Genomic DNA, 15,621 nt, shown 5'->3' with positions numbered 1-15,621 from the left:
GATATCTCCACAATGGCTGCGGGTTCGCGACGAACGGCCGTGGGGAGTTTGGTGGGAGGGGAATGCGGTCGCGCGATCCCTGGGCCAGCGCGACGTTCGTCTCCTGAAACAGTGGAGGCCACGTTCGAGCGGCCAGAAAACCCATCGCATGCGGCGAGACGTGTCTCGCTTACTACCAAACCCATGAGGCACGTCTCGCCGCATGCCGCAGTCTTCGCAAAACCGTGGGCAGCCCAGCCGCATGGCGCTTTGACACGTCCCGCCTGCGGAGAAACCGATCAGAGGAGAACATCATCCCATGGCCGATGGCACGCGACCGCCCGAAAGTTGCCGCGCGGGGCGCCCCTACTCCGCCGCCGGCAGCCCGCGCTTGACGAAACCATCGGGGTCGTTGGCCGTGCGCAGCAATTGCTCCTCGGCCTCGGTGGCCTCGCGCTGGCGATCCCACATCTGGGCGTAGAGGCCGGCCTTCTGCAGCAGCACGATGTGGTTGCCGCGTTCGGCCACCAGACCGTCGCGCAGCACCAGGATTTCATCGGCATTGATGACGGTCGACAGCCGGTGCGCGATGACCACGGTCGTCCGATTGGCCGAGACGATATCGAGGGCCGACTGGATATCGCGCTCGGTCTTGGTATCGAGCGCCGAGGTCGCCTCATCCAGGATCAGGATCGCCGGCGCCTTGAGGATCGTGCGGGCAATCGCCACGCGCTGCTTCTCGCCGCCCGACAGCTTGAGGCCGCGTTCGCCAACCGGGGTGTCATAGCCCTTGGGCAGCGTCTCGATGAACGGCCCGACCTGGGCCATGGCGGCAGCATTGCGCATCTCTTCAGGCGTGGCGCCGGGGCGGCCATATTCGATGTTGTAGCCGATGCTATCATTGAACAGCACCGTATCCTGCGGCACCATGCCGATGGCGGCGCGCAGGCTTTCCTGGGTGATGTCGCGCAGGTCCTGCCCGTCGATGGTGATCGAGCCTTCGGTCACATCGTAAAACCGATAGAGCAGCCGCGAAATCGTCGACTTGCCGGCCCCGGTCGGCCCCACGATGGCGACGGTCTTGCCGGCCGGCACTTCGAAGCTGACGCCCTTGAGGATCGGCCGATCCGGGTCATAGTGGAAATGCACGTTGTCAAAGCGGATGACGGGTCCCGTGACCGCCAGCGGCTTGGCGCCCGTCTTGTCGGTAATCTCGGGCTTCTGGTCGAGCAGCTTGAACATCTCCTCGATATCGGTCAGGCCCTGACGCAGTTCGCGATAGACGAAGCCGATGAAGTTGAGCGGCCGATAAATCTGCATCAAAAAAGTGTTGAGCAGCACGAAGTCGCCCAGCGTCAGCGTCTTGCTGAGCACGCCGAGAACGGCCATCACGCCGATGATCAGGAAACCGGCATAAAAGATCACCGCCTGGCCGAAGTTCAGGAAACCCAGCGAGGTCCAGATGCGGATCGCCGACCGCTCGTAACCGGCCATGGCCTTGTCGAAGCGCTCGGCTTCCATCTTCTCGTTGGCGAAATACTTCACCGTCTCGAAGTTCAGCAGGCTGTCGATGGCCTTGGAATTAGCGTCGGTATCGCTGGCGTTCATGTCGCGGCGAATGCCGATGCGCCAGTTCGAGGCCTTGATGGTGAAATGCAGATACAGCCAGATCGTCACGATCAGCACACCCAGATAGGTGACGCCGAACATGGTGATGAAGATCACCGCCGTGATGATGAACTCGACAATCGTCGGTGCAATATTGAGCATCGTGAACCGCACGATGGTTTCGATGCCCTTGGTGCCGCGCTCGATAACCCGGCTCAGCCCGCCGGTGCGCCGCGCCAGATGGAAGCGCAGCGAGAGGCGGTGCATGTGATGGAAGGTCTGCAGCGCCAGTTTGCGCACGGCATGCTGGCCAACGCTGGCGAACAGCACATCGCGCAATTGCTGGAAGCCGGCATCGATGACGTTGCCGAGCACATAGGCCACCAGCAGCACCACCGGCACGGCTACGCCCATGACCAGCGCGTTGTCGGGTGCGGTGCCGTCGAGACCGTCGATAATGCCCTTATAGGCGAACGGAATGAGCGTCGTTGCGACCTTGGAGACCAGCAACGCGCCGATCGCCAGGATCACCCGCAGCTTGAGGTCGGGCCGGCCTTCCGGCCACATATAGGGCCAAAGGTTCTTGACCGTATCCAGCAACGAACCTTCGTCCGCGCTCACCGACGGTTTCTTATCCCTGCTCTGGTCGATAGCCATTAAGCTGGTTCCGCTTCCAGGACCGTGTCGGTCGCCGTCAGGCCATGCAGCAGGCCGGAATAGGCAGCGCCAAGGGCTTGCAGCCGATCATGCTGGACGATGTAGCAATTGCGGGTACCGCGCGGCTGGCGCACGATCAGCCCGGCATCGAGCAGCACCTTGATGTGCTGGGAGACGGTGGACTGGGCCAGCGGCAGGGATTCGGTGACATCGGCGCAGCAGCACTGCCCCTGCTGCTGGGTGGCCAGGATGCGCAGGATATTGAGGCGGACCGGATGGCCCAGCGCCCGCATGATGGAAGCAATGTCGTCGTCGCGCATGGCACACTTCTTTGATCGGTGTTTTACGATAGAAGAAGGCACCGCCGGACGCAAGGTCAAACGGGTGCGGACGGCGCCCGAAGGCGCCGCCCGCCACCAAAAATGCTAGTTGGCGTTGTCGGGCAGATCGAAGACCTGGCCGGGATAAATCCGGTTCGGATTGCGGATCTGGCCGTTATTGGCCTCGTAGATCGTCGTGTACTTGATGCCGGCGCCATAGACACGACGGGCAATGGTCCACAGATTATCGCCCCGGCGAATGATCGCCTTGCCGGAAGCAAAACGCGCCGTCTCGGGATCGCCGACCGCAACCGCCACCATGGTGGGCACGTCGCCTTCGGCAACCGGCACGGCCGGCTTGGCTTCGGCAGTCTGCAGGTGGGGCGCAGCCTGCGTTACGGCGGGCTCGCTGGCAGCAACCGCAGGCTCGCTCGCCTCGGCGGGCACAGTTGGCGTCGTCGTCTCGGCAGTGGCAGTCTCGACGGGAGCGGTCGCCGCGGCTTCTGGTTTGACCGCATTGTCGATCGCTGCAGCCGGCTGTTCTGCCGGTTTGACGTCGGCAACGACCGCTGGCGGCGCCGCACTGCTCTGGCCAGACTTATCCTCGGACGTTGCCGACGGCGCTACAGTATTTGCTGCAAGCTCGGTCGGCGCGGCCTTGTCGTCGGCGGTGGGTGTGGTGGAGGGAGTGGCAATTTCGGCAAGGTCAGACGCAGGAGCAGTTTCTTCTGGTACAACCACAGTCGGCTTGGCCGGTTCGGCGGCCGCGATTGCGGTCGGCTTATCGGCTGGCAGCTCGACCTGGAAATCGACTTCGGCGCGTGCCGTCACGTCGGCAGTCCCGGCTTTGAGCATGTCGACGCGGATGCGTTGGGTCGGCTTGATCAAAACCTTGCCGGCCTCGATCAACCAGCGGCCATCGGCGACAGTGGCGTCGGCAATATACTTACCGTCGACATAGAGCCGCATCACGGCGCCCTCCAGCCCGCCGCCCGCGAAGAACGACTTGTCGCCCTCGATCTCGATGGCGTCTATCGTCGGCGATACGCCGCTCACAGCGACATCGGGAACGGGCTTGGCAGGCACGGTCGGATCAACCGCCGCGATGGCAAGGTCAGGCGTGGCGGCTGTAACAGGGGCCGCGGTTGCGGGAGTCTCGGAGCTTGGCGTTGTCGCAGCGACATCGGCGGTCGGGGCTGTAGGCTCGGCGGCCGCAGCCGCCTGGTCGGTTGCCTCAGTAGCTGCAGCAGTTGCCGGCACAGCTTCCGCCGTAACGGGCTCAGTTGGCGTCGTGGTGTCCGCAGCGGCGGTGGCCGGTGTCGCAGCATCCGGCGCTGCTGCGATAGCCGTATCGACGGACGGCGTTGGCGCTGTTGGTTCGGCGGCCGCAACCGCAGTCGTCGTGCCAGGGGCTGGGCGCTTCAGGCCTTGCAGGATATCGCTGGCGGCACCCGGCGTGCTGGCGACCACGAGAGGCTCGGTCTTCTTGTCGTCATTGACGACGACGACGAAGGACTCTGCGGCGCGGCCTTGCTTGCCGGCCTCGGCCAGCGTCAGCTCGGTACCGCCCGGCGGGATTGGTGCATCGGGGACCAAAACCCAGTCGCCGCTGGATTCAACCTTGGCCTTGCCCAGCAATTGATCGTTGGAATAGACCTCGACTTCGCTGCCCGGCGTGCCGCTGCCGGCGATGACCACCGAGCCGTCCGGTTCCGCCCGCAGCAGCCCGAAGGTCGCAGCGATCAGTGTATCGGGTGCAGTCTTGGGGGCCGGGGCCGGAGGCGTCACGTCGAGCCCTGGTGCCGCGATAGCCACTTCAGGCTCGGCCACCGCAGCCGTCTCAGGCACGGGAGTAGCCGGCGCAGTCTCGGCGATGGCAACGGCCGGCGTCGGCAGAATGCCGACATCGACCATCTTGCCCCGCAGGCACATGCCCATGCCATCACTGCTGTTGAAGCAGTTGACAACAGAAGGACCGGCAAGCACGCCGATAATGACCAGGAGAGTGACCGCGGCTGCTCCGAGTGTCAGAGCGAGAGGTTGTTTCGGTGCGGTGTCGGCCAGTTTGTCCTCCAGGACGATAAGCTCGGATACGTCATCCGTATCCTCGCCGATTAAACAGGTGTTCCTGTTGTGGCCTGTGCCGCCGCGGCCTTCAACAGTTTATATGTAATCGATTCATACAGTGCCTCAAAGGACGCATCAATGATGTTGGGCGAAACGCCGATCGTATACCAGCGTTCCCCCGTACCATCGCGGCTTTCGACCAATACACGGGTGACCGCGCCCGTGCCGCCGTCCAGAATACGAACCTTGAAATCAACCAGCTCCAAATCTTCGATATCGCGCGAATACTTGCCGAGATCTTTGCGCAGCGCCAAATCCAAAGCATTGACGGGGCCATTGCCTTCGGCCACTGACATCAGCAGCTCGTCCTCGACGCGGATTTTGACCACCGCTTCGGTGACGATCGCTTCCTCGCCCCGGGCATTGTGGCGCAACTCGACGCTGGCCCGATAGCTTTCCACCTGGAAAAAATCGGGCAGTGTGCCCAGCACCCGCCGCGCCAGCACGGCGAAGGAAGCATCGGCGCCATCATAGGAATAGCCGATCGCCTCGCGCTCCTTGACCGTCGCCAGCAGTGATTCGAGGCGCGGATCGTCCTTGGCCAACACGATGTCGTGGCGCGCCAAAGCCGTCAGCAGGTTGGACTTGCCGGCTTGCTGGCTGACCATGATGGCGCGCTCATTTCCGACGCTCTCGGGCGGCACATGCTCATAGCTGGAAAAGTCCTTGGCCAGGGCCGAGGCGTGGATGCCAGCCTTGGTGGCAAAGGCCGAGGCGCCGACATAGGGCGCCTGCCGCGCCGGGGCGCGATTGAGCCGGTCATCGAAGGCGCGGGAAATCTGGGTGATCCGGGCCAGCCGGGCCGCATCGATACCGGTCTCCAACTTATCCGCGAAAGCCGGCTTCAGCACTAGAGTCGGGATCAACGTCACGAGGTTGGCATTGCCGCAGCGTTCCCCGATCCCGTTCAGCGTCCCCTGGATTTGCCGCACCCCGGCCTGCACTGCGGCCAGCGTATTGGCGACAGCCTGGCCGGTATCGTCATGGGCATGAATGCCCAGCTTGCTGCCCGGCGCAACGGCCAGCACCTGGCCAACAATCGCCGCCACCTCGGAGGGCATGGTGCCGCCATTGGTATCGCACAACACGACCCAGCGGGCGCCCGCCTCGATCGCGGTCTTCACGCAGGCCAGCGCATAATCCGGATTGGCCTTGAAGCCATCAAAGAAATGTTCGCAATCAATCAGCGTCTCCTTGCCGGCGGCAACGCTGGCAAGGACGGTCTCCTGCAGATTGGCGAGGTTGTCCTCCAACGAGATTTCCAGCGCCGTTGCCACCTGATGGTCCCAAGTCTTGGCGACAAAGCAGGCGGCGTCCGCTCTGGAGTTAAGAATCCCCTGCACGCCTGGGTCGTTAGCAGCCGAGCGCCCTACCCGCTTGGTCATGCCGAACGCGGTGAAGGTGGCGCGGCTCGTCCGTTGTTGGCTGAAAAACTCGGTATCGATCGGGTTGGCGCCGGGATAGCCGCCCTCGATATAGTCGACACCAATCTGCTCGAGCAGCGTGACGATGGAAATCTTGTCCTCCAGCGAGAACTCGATGCCGGCCGTCTGGGCCCCGTCGCGAAGCGTGGTGTCGAAGATATAGAGGCGGTCTTTGGTCATGATACTCTAGTTCGGCTGCGGCCAGGTGGCCGTATCGTGGTCGGGATGCTGGTGATTGGTCGAGCGGATGGGTCCAACCTCGTTGGGCATTGCGCTCTCGGTGGTGCCCAATTCCTCGATCTTGTTGAGCTGGATCAGCGACGGATGCTTACCCTCGATCCCGAACTGATAGAGCACAGGAACGGCGTGTGGCTCATCGAAGGCGGCGATGGACATGGAGAGGTGTTCTCCGCCGATGCCGCGGTAATAGAGCGGCGTGCCGCAATCTCGACAAAACCCGCGTGCTGCCAAATCCGAGCTCATAAACTCGGCTGGCTCGCCCCTCGTCCAGGTCAGGTGCTCATGGCGAACCCCGACCAGCGCGGCAAACAGATTGCCTACCGCTTTCTGGCACATGCGGCAGTAGCAGACATGCGGATTGTCGCGCAGCTCGGTGGCGTGAAAGCGCACGGCGCCACACTGGCAGCCGCCCGAATATTGCTGAAAACGGTAGTCTTCGCTCATATGAACTCCCCTCCGGCAAAGCGGTCGGTGGCCAGGATCAGCTCGTGCAGGATGCCGGGCTGGCTCAACGCATGCCCGGCGTCCTCAACCCAATGGAATTCGGCCTCGGGCCAGGCCCGGTGCAGGTCCCACGCGGTGACAGGCGGGGTCGCCATGTCATAACGGCCCTGCACGATGACGGCGGGAATATCGCGCAGCAGACCGGCATTGCGGATCAACTGCCCCTCATCCATCCAGCCGGCATGGACGAAATAGTGGTTCTCGATGCGCGCGAACGCCAGCGCAAAATGGCCGTCATAGAACGCGGTGCTTACCGACGGATCGGGCAGCAGCGTGAGCGTTTCACCTTCCCAAGTGGCCCAGGCCTTGGCGGCGGCGAGCTGTTCGGCCTCGTCATCGCCCACCAGCCGGCGGCGATAGGCGGCGATCATGTCGTGACGTTCCGCCTCGGGGATGGCGGCGAGGAAGGCCTCCCACTTGTCGGGGAATATGTTGGAAGCGCCTTCCTGATAGTACCAGAGCAGCTCGGCCCGGCGCAGGGTGAAGATGCCGCGCAGCACCAGTTCGCTGGTGCGATCGGGGTGGGTCTGCGCATAGGCCAGCGCCAGCGTCGAGCCCCATGAGCCGCCGAACACCAGCCATTGCTCGACGCCCACCATGGCGCGCAGCTTCTCGATATCCCCGACCAGATCCCAGGTCGTATTATGCTCCAGCGAGGCATGCGGCGTGGACTTGCCGCAACCGCGCTGGTCGAACAGGAGAACATCATAGCGCGCCGGATCAAACACTCGCCGCTGGTTCGGGCTCAAGCCGCCGCCTGGGCCACCATGCAGGAACACGGCCGGTTTCGCACCGGGCGTACCGACACGTTCCCAATAGACCATATGGCCATTGCCGACGTCGAGATGACCGGAGGCATAGGGTTCGATCTCGGGATAATAGGTGCGCAAATGGCTCAAGTGGCATCTCCCCTGGGCGGCCAGTCGTCGGTATCGTGGTCGGGATGCTGGTTGGAGTGGATACCGGCGAGGAAGTCGCGCCATTCGCCGTCGTCACTGCGCACCGGCAGACTGGTCAGCCCATCAAAAAACGGGAGCTTGTCGGCTAGGTTCACCTGGATACTGGGCGCCGCCAGTTCGGGATCGTCGAACGCGCCGATCGCCAGTTCCAACCCGAAGCGGGTTTCATACGCCAAAGGCGTGCCGCACTCGCCGCAGAAAGCGCGGCGAGCGGCATTGGAACTCTGGAACCACTTCGGCTCACCCCGGGTCCACTTAGCATCGTGAGCGGTGATCAGCGGGCCGAAAAACCCGCCGAATGCCTTCTGGCACATGCGGCAATGGCAGATCGATCCCCGACCCAGCAAGCGCGCGAGGAAGCGGACAGCGCCGCATTGGCACCCGCCTGTGAGATCGGCCGGTCTATTCGGCGGCATGGCAGACGGCTTCGATATTGTGGCCGTCGGGATCGATGACGAAGGCCGCATAATAGTTGGGGCTGTATTGTTCGCGGATGCCCGGCCCGCCATTGTCGCTGCCACCGGCGGCGAGGCCGGCTTTGTGGAAGGCGTCGACGGCCGTGCGGGTTGGGGCCGCGAAGGCGATGTGAACACGGTCCTTGAGTGCCTGGCCGGAATTGACCCAGAATTCGGGACGCTCGGCGCCATAGCCGATGATCTGGCCGCCGGGATATTCGAACTCGGCGGCGCGCTTGATGCCGAGCGGTCCGAGGGCCGCGTCATAAAACGCGGCGGACTTGGCGAAGTCGCCAACGGCGTATCCCATGTGATCGAAAATGCTCATCGCTTGATCTCCCATTTGGTGCGGCGTTCACCCGTCTGCGGGTCCTTGGAGTCCATCAGGGCAATGCCCTGCTCGGCAAGTTCGGCGCGAATGCGGTCGGCGGTGGCGAAGTCCTTGTTGGCGAAGGCGGCGAGGCGCTCGGCGATGGCGGCATGGATGCCGGCTGTATCGGCGCTATCGTCCACGGCTAGCAGCGAGTCCGAACTGAATCCCAGAAAGGCCAAGGTCGCCGCGAGGCAATTCCTGGCCTGCTCGCCACCGTCACGACCGGCCTTCCGGGCGATGACGTCCAGCGCCACCGAGGCGCGATGAAAGCTCAGATCATCGGCTAGTTCTGCCATCACCGAAGCGTCCGGCTCATGGTCCGCATCGGAGTAGCCGACGGCCGCTTGCTGCCAACTCCGCAGCTTGCCTTCCGCCTCCTCCAGCCGTCGCACTGTGAAGTCGATCGGCTCGCGGTAATGCGTCATCAACATGGCCAGTCGCAGTACTTCACCGGCCCATTTGCGGCCGCCGAAATCCTCCGTCTCCAGCAATTGGGCGATGGTGAAGAAGTTCCCCACGCTCTTGCTCATCTTCTCCCCCTCGACCTGGAGGAAGCCATTGTGCATCCACACATTGGCCATGGCATGGGTGCCGTGGGCGCAGCGGGATTGGGCGATTTCGTTTTCATGATGCGGGAAAATCAGGTCGAGCCCGCCACCGTGGATGTCGAAGAGCTGCCCGAGATAGCGCTCGCTCATCGCCGAGCATTCGATATGCCATCCGGGGCGGCCACGGCCCCAGGGGCTGTCCCAGCCCGGTTCGTCGGCGCTGGATTGTTTCCACAACACGAAATCGGCCGGGTTCTTCTTGTGCGCATCGACGGCGACGCGAGCGCCGGCCAGATTGTCCTCGGGATTGCGGCCAGAGAGCTTGCCATAATCGGGCATGGAGCCAACCTCGAACAGCACTTCGCCATTGGCCTCATAGGCGTGACTTCGCGAGATCAGCGCCGTGATCAGCGACTGCATGCCCTCGATATTGTCGGTGGCACGCGGCTGAACGGTCGGCTCCAGGCAGCCCAAAGCCGTCACATCCGACTGGTACTGCGCGGCGGTCTTTTCGGTGACCTTGCGGATCGCTTCGTTCAGATCGAGGCCCGGAAAATCGCGCGCGGCACGAGCGTTGATCTTGTCATCGACGTCGGTGATGTTGCGCACATAGGTGACATGGTCCGCCCCGTAGACCTGTCGCAAAAGCCGGAACAGCAGGTCGAAGACGATGGCCATGCGGCCATTGCCGATATGGGCGAAGTCATAAACCGTCGGCCCGCACGCATACACGCGCACATTGCCCGCATCGATGGGAACGAAGGCTTCCTTCTTGCGGGTCAGGGTATTGTAGAGCGAAAGCTGCGGAATTCCCGAGGTCATATGAGCGTCCTGGCCATGCGGATAAGCAGGCAGTGCGCTCTTCTTGGGTCAGGAAATTTGCATGAAGAAGACCGCGCCGCCAACGAGTGGTTAGCAGGTAATAATGCAGCCGTTAATGGGGTTAACGCGAAGGGTCCTCATGCCGCCAACTTGGCCGGAGGGTCGACAAAAATCAAGCGCAAATCGGAAAGCAAAAAAGGGCGGCACTCACGTGTCGCCCAATCGCTTTGGAGGCGATACGAAAATAGAGTTGCATAGCGGATGTGACGCCCCAACCCTGCACACAGCAATGTTATCGAACAATCAGCGCGATAGCAGGCTGACGCGCTGCTCGATGTCACCGAACACTGTCTGGCCATCCGCCCCCACGGCGCCGATGCGCACGATATCGCCAGGCTTGAGAAACGGCGTCCGCGCCTTGCCGTACTTGATTTTTTCGACGGTGCGCGCCTCGGCGATGCAGCCGAAGCCGATGCCGTCGCGCTTGATCGGCAGGCTTTCGTCGTGATGGTTGGCGATGGTGCCCGAGCCGATAATGGTGCCCGCCGCCAGCGTGCGGGTGCGGGCCGCTTCGGCGATCAATGCGGGGAAATCGAAATGCACATCGACCCCTGCATTGGGCTGGCCATAGAGCGCGTCATTGACGGTGATCCGCACCGGCAGGTGCAGGCGGTTGTCGCGCCAGGTGCCGATCAAGGCATCGGGCGTGACGACGACGGGCGAGAAGCTGGTCGAGGGCTTAGCGTGGAAAAAGCCAAAACCATTCTGCAGGTCGTCGGCGACCAGCCGGCGCAGCGAAACGTCGTTGCAAATCGTGATCAGGCGAATGGCTGCGGCGGCCTGCTCGCGGGTGGCGCGCATCGGCACGCGGCCGAGGATCACCGCGACCTCGGCCTCGAAATCCAGCGCCAGTCCATCCTCGGGAATGATGATGGGATCGGTCGGTCCCGAGAGCGAGTCCGAGCCGCCCTGATAGAGCAGCGGCCGGGTCGATTGCAGTTCGGCGTCGATGCTACCCTGCAGCGAGCGAACGCGTTCGAGATGGCCCATATAGCCGGCGCCGTCGATCCACTGATAGGCGCGCGGCAGCGGCGCCATGGCCAAGGCGGGGTCAAATGGCTGGCCGGCAATGGCGCCGGCATCGAGTTGGGCGCCCAAGGCGGCCAGCGCCGGGGTCAGCGAATCCCAGTCATCCAGCACCGCTTGCAGGGTCGGTGCAATGCGTCCGGCCGAGACGTAGCGCTGCAGATCGGTCGAAACCACGACGAGTTGGCCATCGGGGCGGCCATTGCGAAGTGTTGCAAATTTCATGCGGCCAAGCCTCGTCGCGGGGGTGTGACAGGAGCGGTGCTATCACGACAGCGCCGCGGGGACTATACTGTTGCATAGTGACTCGCCCCTCCTTTAAGGCGAGTTGGCTTTGCGGCGAACAGACGGGAATTGATGGTGACGATCGCTCGAAATGGCTGGCGGGCCCTGGCGGCCCTGCTGGTCGCCATGATTTGCGTCGGACTGGACGCCAACGACGCCTATGCGCAATCCTCCAGTTGCTCGCGGCTGCAGGCGACGCTGCGCCAGTTCGATCGTAATAGCGATTTCCAGAACATGCAGAGCAATTCGGGCAATGCGCGTGGATTGCAACAGCAGGTGCAGGACGCAGAAAGCTCCTACATTCGCAATGGCTGTAATGCTGACGCCAAGGCCGGCCGCGTGCTATCGCGCCAGTGCCAGCAGATGGGTCGTGATGTGCTGCGGCTGCGCGAGCAGGCGGCCAATGTGAACCAATCGGTCAATACCGCCAATGCGGTCGCCCAGCAGCGCGAAGGCATCCTGCAGGAACTGGCGCGCTTTGGTTGCGGCGCCGATCAGGGCTCCAGCGCCACCATGACCACCGACCGCCAAGGCGTGTTCGACCGCATTTTCGGCAGCACCACCGAAGGCGATTTCAGCGATGGGCAGATGATGGAGGACGGGGGCTATTGGGGCTCCGGTGGCTCCACGGTGCGCACCGTCTGTGTGCGCATAACCGACGGCTATTTCTGGCCGATCAGTTACTCGACCCTGCAGGAATACCTGCCCAATGACTCGGCCATGTGTCATTCGCAGTGTCCCAACACGCCGGTCGACCTCTATTACTATGACAATCCTGGGCAGGACACCGAGCAGATGCGCAATATGGCGGGCGCGCCCTATACAGCCCTGCCCAGCGCCTTTGCGTATCGCGAGGCGATCGATACCACGAGCACATGCACTACCAAGCCGGCGGGCGGGTCGATCACCAGCGTGGATGCGCCAGACGGAGAAACGCGCAGTATCGTGGCTGTGGGGGATGCCGATTTTCCGCTGCCGATGCGCGATCCACGGCGGCCAATGCCGGTCAAGACAGCGACCCCAGCCGAGGTGCCGGTTCCGGCCGCAACGGTGGCTATGCTGGATATTCCCCTACCTCGGCCGCGTCCGCCCGGTCCCGGCGAAGCGCCCGCGGTCAAGGCTGTGGTTCAGAACGCCGATAGCGAAATGCGGCTGGTGCAGTTTGGCGACAAGGTGGTCAGAGTAGTCGGTCCAGACACGCCTTACGCCCAACCAGCGGGAGCAGGCTCTTAAGCTCGGGCCCATCGTGCCGGCCGGTCAGCGCCATACGGAGCGGCAGGAACAGGGTCTTGCCCTTGCGGCCGGTCGCGGTCTTGAGCGTATCGGTCCACTGCCCCCAAGTGTCGAGCGACCATGGCTCGGCGGGCAGCAGTTCGCGAGCGGTGGCGATGAATTCGCGATCCTCGTCGGCTATCGCTGAGGCGACCGGGCCGGTGATCAGTTTGGCCCATTCGACGACGTCATCGAACTTGGCGAGATTGTTGCGCAGCAGCAGCCACAGGTCTTCGCCTTCGACGCCGAGCTTGGCCAATCGTGGCTGGGCGGTCTCGTAGCTCATCGCATGCAGGATGCGGGCGTTGAGGCTATCGAGTTCGGCGGGATCGAAGCGCGCGGGACCATGGGAAATCGCCGAGAAGGCAAGCTTCTGCGCGATCTCATCGAGCGAGGCATAGGTCTCGATCGGCAGCGCGGTACCCGTCAGGGTGGCCATGATGGCGACGGCGATGGACTCGTACCCCTGGTCGCGCAGATCGCTGATCGAGAGCGAGCCAAGGCGCTTGGAGAACCCCTGCCCTTCGGCATCGGTCAATAGATTATGGTGCGCAAACTGCGGCACGGCGCCGCCGAGCGCCTCGAAAATCTCGATCTGGGTGCCGGTATTGGACACATGGTCTTCTCCACGGATCACGTGGGTGACGGCAAGGTCGATATCGTCCACCACGGAGGGCAGCGTGTAAAGATAGCTACCGTCGCCGCGCACCAGCACCGGATCGGACATCGAGGCGGTATTGACCGTCTGCGGGCCCTTGATCAGGTCGTCGAAATGCACCGGCTTGCCGTCGAGCTTGAAGCGCCAATGCGGTTTGCGACCTTCGGCTTCCAGTCTGACGCGGTCCGCATCGGTCAGCTTGAGTGCGGCGCGGTCATAGATTGGCGGTTTACCGAGGGCCCGGGCGCGTTTGCGGCGGCGGTCGAGTTCGTCCTCGGTTTCGTAGGCGGGATATAGCCGGCCGGAAGCCTTGAGCTTAGCCACCGCCGCGTCATAGAGCGCCGTACGTTCGGATTGACGCACCAACAGAGACGGGGTGATGCCGAGCCAGGCTAGGTCGACTTCGATGCCGTCGGCGGATTCGCGGGTCGAGCGGGCGAGATCCGTATCGTCCATGCGCAGCACATACTGGCCACCCTGGGCGCGGGCAAAGAACCAGTTCAGCAGCGCCGGGCGGGCGTTACCGAGATGGATGCGGCCGGTCGGCGATGGAGCGTAGCGGACAATCGTCATCCCTTGGTTACGTCCCGGTAGCCGTTGGTGATTGGATATTTGCGGCCGAGACCGAAAGCCTTGCGCGTCAGCTTTGGTCCAGGCGCCGACTGGCGACGCTTGTATTCGGCGATATTGACCAGCTTCTCGATGCGCTGCACCAGCGCCAGATCAAAACCCTTGGCGACGATCTGGCCGATCGACAGTTCCTCTTCGACCATGGAGTAGAGGATCGCGTCGAGGACCGGATAGGGCGGCAGGCTGTCCTGGTCCTTCTGGTCCGGCCGCAATTCGGCGCTCGGCGCCTTCTCGATGATCGGCTGCGGGATGACCTCGCCGGTCGGACCAAGGCAGTCGCCGGGCCGATGGCTATTGCGCCATGCGGCCAGGCGATAGACCTCCATCTTGAACATGTCCTTGAGCGGGTTGTAGCCGCCGTTCATGTCGCCATAGATGGTGGCATAACCCACGGCCATCTCAGATTTGTTGCCGGTGGTCAGCAGCATGGAGCCTAGCTTGTTGGACACCGCCATCAGCACCACGCCGCGCATGCGCGACTGAATGTTCTCCTCGGCAAGGTCGACGGGACGGTTGCCGAAAATGGGGGCCAGTTCATGCAGCGCATCGTCGACCGGATCGCCGATGGCGACGACGTCATAGCGCACGCCGAGGCGCTGGGCGCAGTCCTTGGCGTCGGTCAGGCTAGCCTCCGAGGTATAGCGATAGGGCAGCATGATGCAGTGGACGTTATCCGCTCCGAAAGCATCGACGGCCATGGCGGCAACAACGGCGCTGTCGATGCCGCCGGACAGGCCGAGCACGACCTGCTTGAAACCGTTCTTGTGCACATAGTCGCGCAGCCCCAGCACGCAGGCGAGCCATGGCGCTTCGTCGGTGCTGGTCAGCTCGATGACCTCTCCCTGAGCGCAAGTCCAGCCGTTCTCGCCTGCCACCCAGTCGGTAACGATGAAGTCAGTCTGGAACGACTTGCCCTGGAACACCAGCTTGTTGCCCGGCTCCATGCCAAAGGAGGCGCCGTCGAACACCAGTTCGTCCTGCCCGCCGACTTGGTTGAGATACAGCATCGGCACGTCATCCTCGGCGACGCGGGCGCGGACGAGATTTTTGCGCACATGCTGCTTGTCGGTCCAGTAGGGCGAGCCATTGGGACACAGCATGATTTCCGCGCCTCGCATGGCGAGATGTTCGCACACGCTGGTGTGCCAGATGTCTTCGCAGATCGGGATGCCGATCGGCACACCCTTGATCAGCACCGGGTCCGGGAGAGGACCGGCGACGAAATAGCGCTTCTCGTAGAAGATATCGTCATTGACCAGTTCGCGCTTGAGGCGCGTGGCGGTGATGACGCCATTGTCGGCGACGATGACGGCGTTGTGCAAGCCGGTCTTGTCCTGCCAGATGGTGGGCAGGATCAGCGCCACGGACAAGCCCGCGGTGGCGGCGACCAGTTCGTGGGCGGCGGCAATCGCATCGGCGACGAATTGCGGCTTGAACAGCAGGTCGTCGGGAAAATAGCCGGTCAGGAACAGCTCGGAAAACATCACGATATCGGCGCCGGCCGCTTCGGCATCGGCCAAGGCCTTGCGGGCGAGGTCCAGATTAGCGGCGAGCGCGCCGACCTTGGGATTGAGCTGCGCGAGCGCAATGCGGAGGCGGTCTGTCAATTTGGAAAGCCCGTTGGCTATTGGAATTGCCGCATGTCGGGGCTTGCCCGAATGCGCGCAAGACTTA

General features: G+C 63.1%; 13 protein-coding genes. 1 reads left to right on the top strand and 12 read right to left on the bottom strand.

Translation table 11 applies throughout. The annotated features are described in order from the left end of the window. Positions 1–345: 345 nt before the first annotated feature. The 10 genes from JWP26_RS16880 to JWP26_RS16835 all read right to left on the bottom strand — a co-directional run bounded on the left by JWP26_RS16880 (position 346) and on the right by JWP26_RS16835 (position 11,327). On the bottom strand, positions 346–2,244 hold the full coding sequence (locus JWP26_RS16880) for an ABC transporter ATP-binding protein/permease (protein ID WP_299730323.1): 1,899 nt from the start codon (positions 2,242–2,244) through the stop codon (positions 346–348). Beyond that, the gene (locus tag JWP26_RS16875; RefSeq protein WP_299730321.1) at positions 2,244–2,564 is read right to left on the bottom strand and encodes a helix-turn-helix transcriptional regulator; all 321 of its coding nucleotides are present in this window, start codon (positions 2,562–2,564) and stop codon (positions 2,244–2,246) included. The genes JWP26_RS16880 and JWP26_RS16875 overlap by 1 nt, the downstream gene beginning before the upstream one ends. Positions 2,565–2,669: 105 nt before the next feature. Continuing rightward, positions 2,670–4,496 carry a LysM peptidoglycan-binding domain-containing protein gene (locus tag JWP26_RS16870; RefSeq protein ID WP_299730319.1) on the bottom strand — a complete coding sequence of 609 codons (1,827 nt, stop codon included), beginning with the start codon at positions 4,494–4,496 and terminating at the stop codon, positions 2,670–2,672. 182 nt (positions 4,497–4,678) lie between these two features. Continuing rightward, positions 4,679–6,295, bottom strand: coding sequence for a citramalate synthase (cimA, locus tag JWP26_RS16865; protein ID WP_299730317.1), 1,617 nt, complete (start codon positions 6,293–6,295; stop codon positions 4,679–4,681). 6 nt (positions 6,296–6,301) lie between these two features. Continuing rightward, positions 6,302–6,799, bottom strand: a complete 498-nt coding sequence (locus JWP26_RS16860) for a GFA family protein (protein ID WP_299730315.1) — start codon at positions 6,797–6,799, stop codon at positions 6,302–6,304. Beyond that, complete coding sequence (pip, locus tag JWP26_RS16855) at positions 6,796–7,758, bottom strand: prolyl aminopeptidase (RefSeq protein WP_299730313.1); 963 nt, start codon at positions 7,756–7,758, stop codon at positions 6,796–6,798. Before pip ends, JWP26_RS16860 begins: the two co-directional genes overlap by 4 nt. Further along, entirely contained in the window at positions 7,755–8,132 is a 378-nt protein-coding gene (locus JWP26_RS16850) for a GFA family protein (RefSeq protein ID WP_367184160.1), read from the bottom strand. The genes pip and JWP26_RS16850 overlap by 4 nt, the downstream gene beginning before the upstream one ends. Positions 8,133–8,220: 88 nt before the next feature. Further along, a complete protein-coding gene (locus tag JWP26_RS16845) occupies positions 8,221–8,601 on the bottom strand; it encodes a VOC family protein (RefSeq protein ID WP_299730307.1) in 381 nt (126 codons plus the stop codon). Further along, on the bottom strand, positions 8,598–10,016 hold the full coding sequence (gene cysS / locus JWP26_RS16840; RefSeq protein ID WP_299730303.1) for a cysteine--tRNA ligase: 1,419 nt from the start codon (positions 10,014–10,016) through the stop codon (positions 8,598–8,600). The genes JWP26_RS16845 and cysS overlap by 4 nt, the downstream gene beginning before the upstream one ends. 303 nt (positions 10,017–10,319) lie before the next feature. Beyond that, the gene (locus tag JWP26_RS16835) at positions 10,320–11,327 is read right to left on the bottom strand and encodes a fumarylacetoacetate hydrolase family protein (protein ID WP_299730300.1); all 1,008 of its coding nucleotides are present in this window, start codon (positions 11,325–11,327) and stop codon (positions 10,320–10,322) included. Between the two features lie 135 nt (positions 11,328–11,462). On the opposite strand from JWP26_RS16835, the gene JWP26_RS16830 reads away from it, so the two are divergent. Then, entirely contained in the window at positions 11,463–12,620 is a 1,158-nt protein-coding gene (locus tag JWP26_RS16830) for a DUF2865 domain-containing protein (RefSeq protein WP_299730297.1), read from the top strand. On the opposite strand, the gene gltX is transcribed toward JWP26_RS16830, so the two are convergent. After that, the gene (gltX, locus tag JWP26_RS16825; protein WP_299730294.1) at positions 12,565–13,890 is read right to left on the bottom strand and encodes a glutamate--tRNA ligase; all 1,326 of its coding nucleotides are present in this window, start codon (positions 13,888–13,890) and stop codon (positions 12,565–12,567) included. The genes JWP26_RS16830 and gltX overlap by 56 nt on opposite strands. After that, a complete protein-coding gene (locus JWP26_RS16820; protein WP_299730291.1) occupies positions 13,887–15,554 on the bottom strand; it encodes an NAD+ synthase in 1,668 nt (555 codons plus the stop codon). Before JWP26_RS16820 ends, gltX begins: the two co-directional genes overlap by 4 nt. Between the last annotated feature and the right edge of the window lie 67 nt (positions 15,555–15,621).

This window comes from Devosia sp., assembly GCF_028290435.1.
In the GTDB taxonomy this organism is placed as follows: Bacteria; Pseudomonadota; Alphaproteobacteria; order Rhizobiales; family Devosiaceae; genus Devosia.
The sequence above is the reverse complement of the archived record's forward strand: the minus strand, read 5'-3'. Positions and strand labels throughout refer to the sequence as shown.

Coding starts and splice junctions, on each gene's coding strand:
- gltX (WP_299730294.1), bottom strand. CDS start 13,890: ATGACGATTGTCCGCTACGCTCCATCGCCGACCGGCCGCATCCATCTC.
- JWP26_RS16845 (WP_299730307.1), bottom strand. CDS start 8,601: ATGAGCATTTTCGATCACATGGGATACGCCGTTGGCGACTTCGCCAAG.
- JWP26_RS16835 (WP_299730300.1), bottom strand. CDS start 11,327: ATGAAATTTGCAACACTTCGCAATGGCCGCCCCGATGGCCAACTCGTC.
- JWP26_RS16875 (WP_299730321.1), bottom strand. CDS start 2,564: ATGCGCGACGACGACATTGCTTCCATCATGCGGGCGCTGGGCCATCCG.
- JWP26_RS16880 (WP_299730323.1), bottom strand. CDS start 2,244: ATGGCTATCGACCAGAGCAGGGATAAGAAACCGTCGGTGAGCGCGGAC.
- JWP26_RS16860 (WP_299730315.1), bottom strand. CDS start 6,799: ATGAGCGAAGACTACCGTTTTCAGCAATATTCGGGCGGCTGCCAGTGT.
- cimA (WP_299730317.1), bottom strand. CDS start 6,295: ATGACCAAAGACCGCCTCTATATCTTCGACACCACGCTTCGCGACGGG.
- JWP26_RS16870 (WP_299730319.1), bottom strand. CDS start 4,496: ATGTGCCTGCGGGGCAAGATGGTCGATGTCGGCATTCTGCCGACGCCG.
- JWP26_RS16850 (WP_367184160.1), bottom strand. CDS start 8,132: ATGTGCCAGAAGGCATTCGGCGGGTTTTTCGGCCCGCTGATCACCGCT.
- cysS (WP_299730303.1), bottom strand. CDS start 10,016: ATGACCTCGGGAATTCCGCAGCTTTCGCTCTACAATACCCTGACCCGC.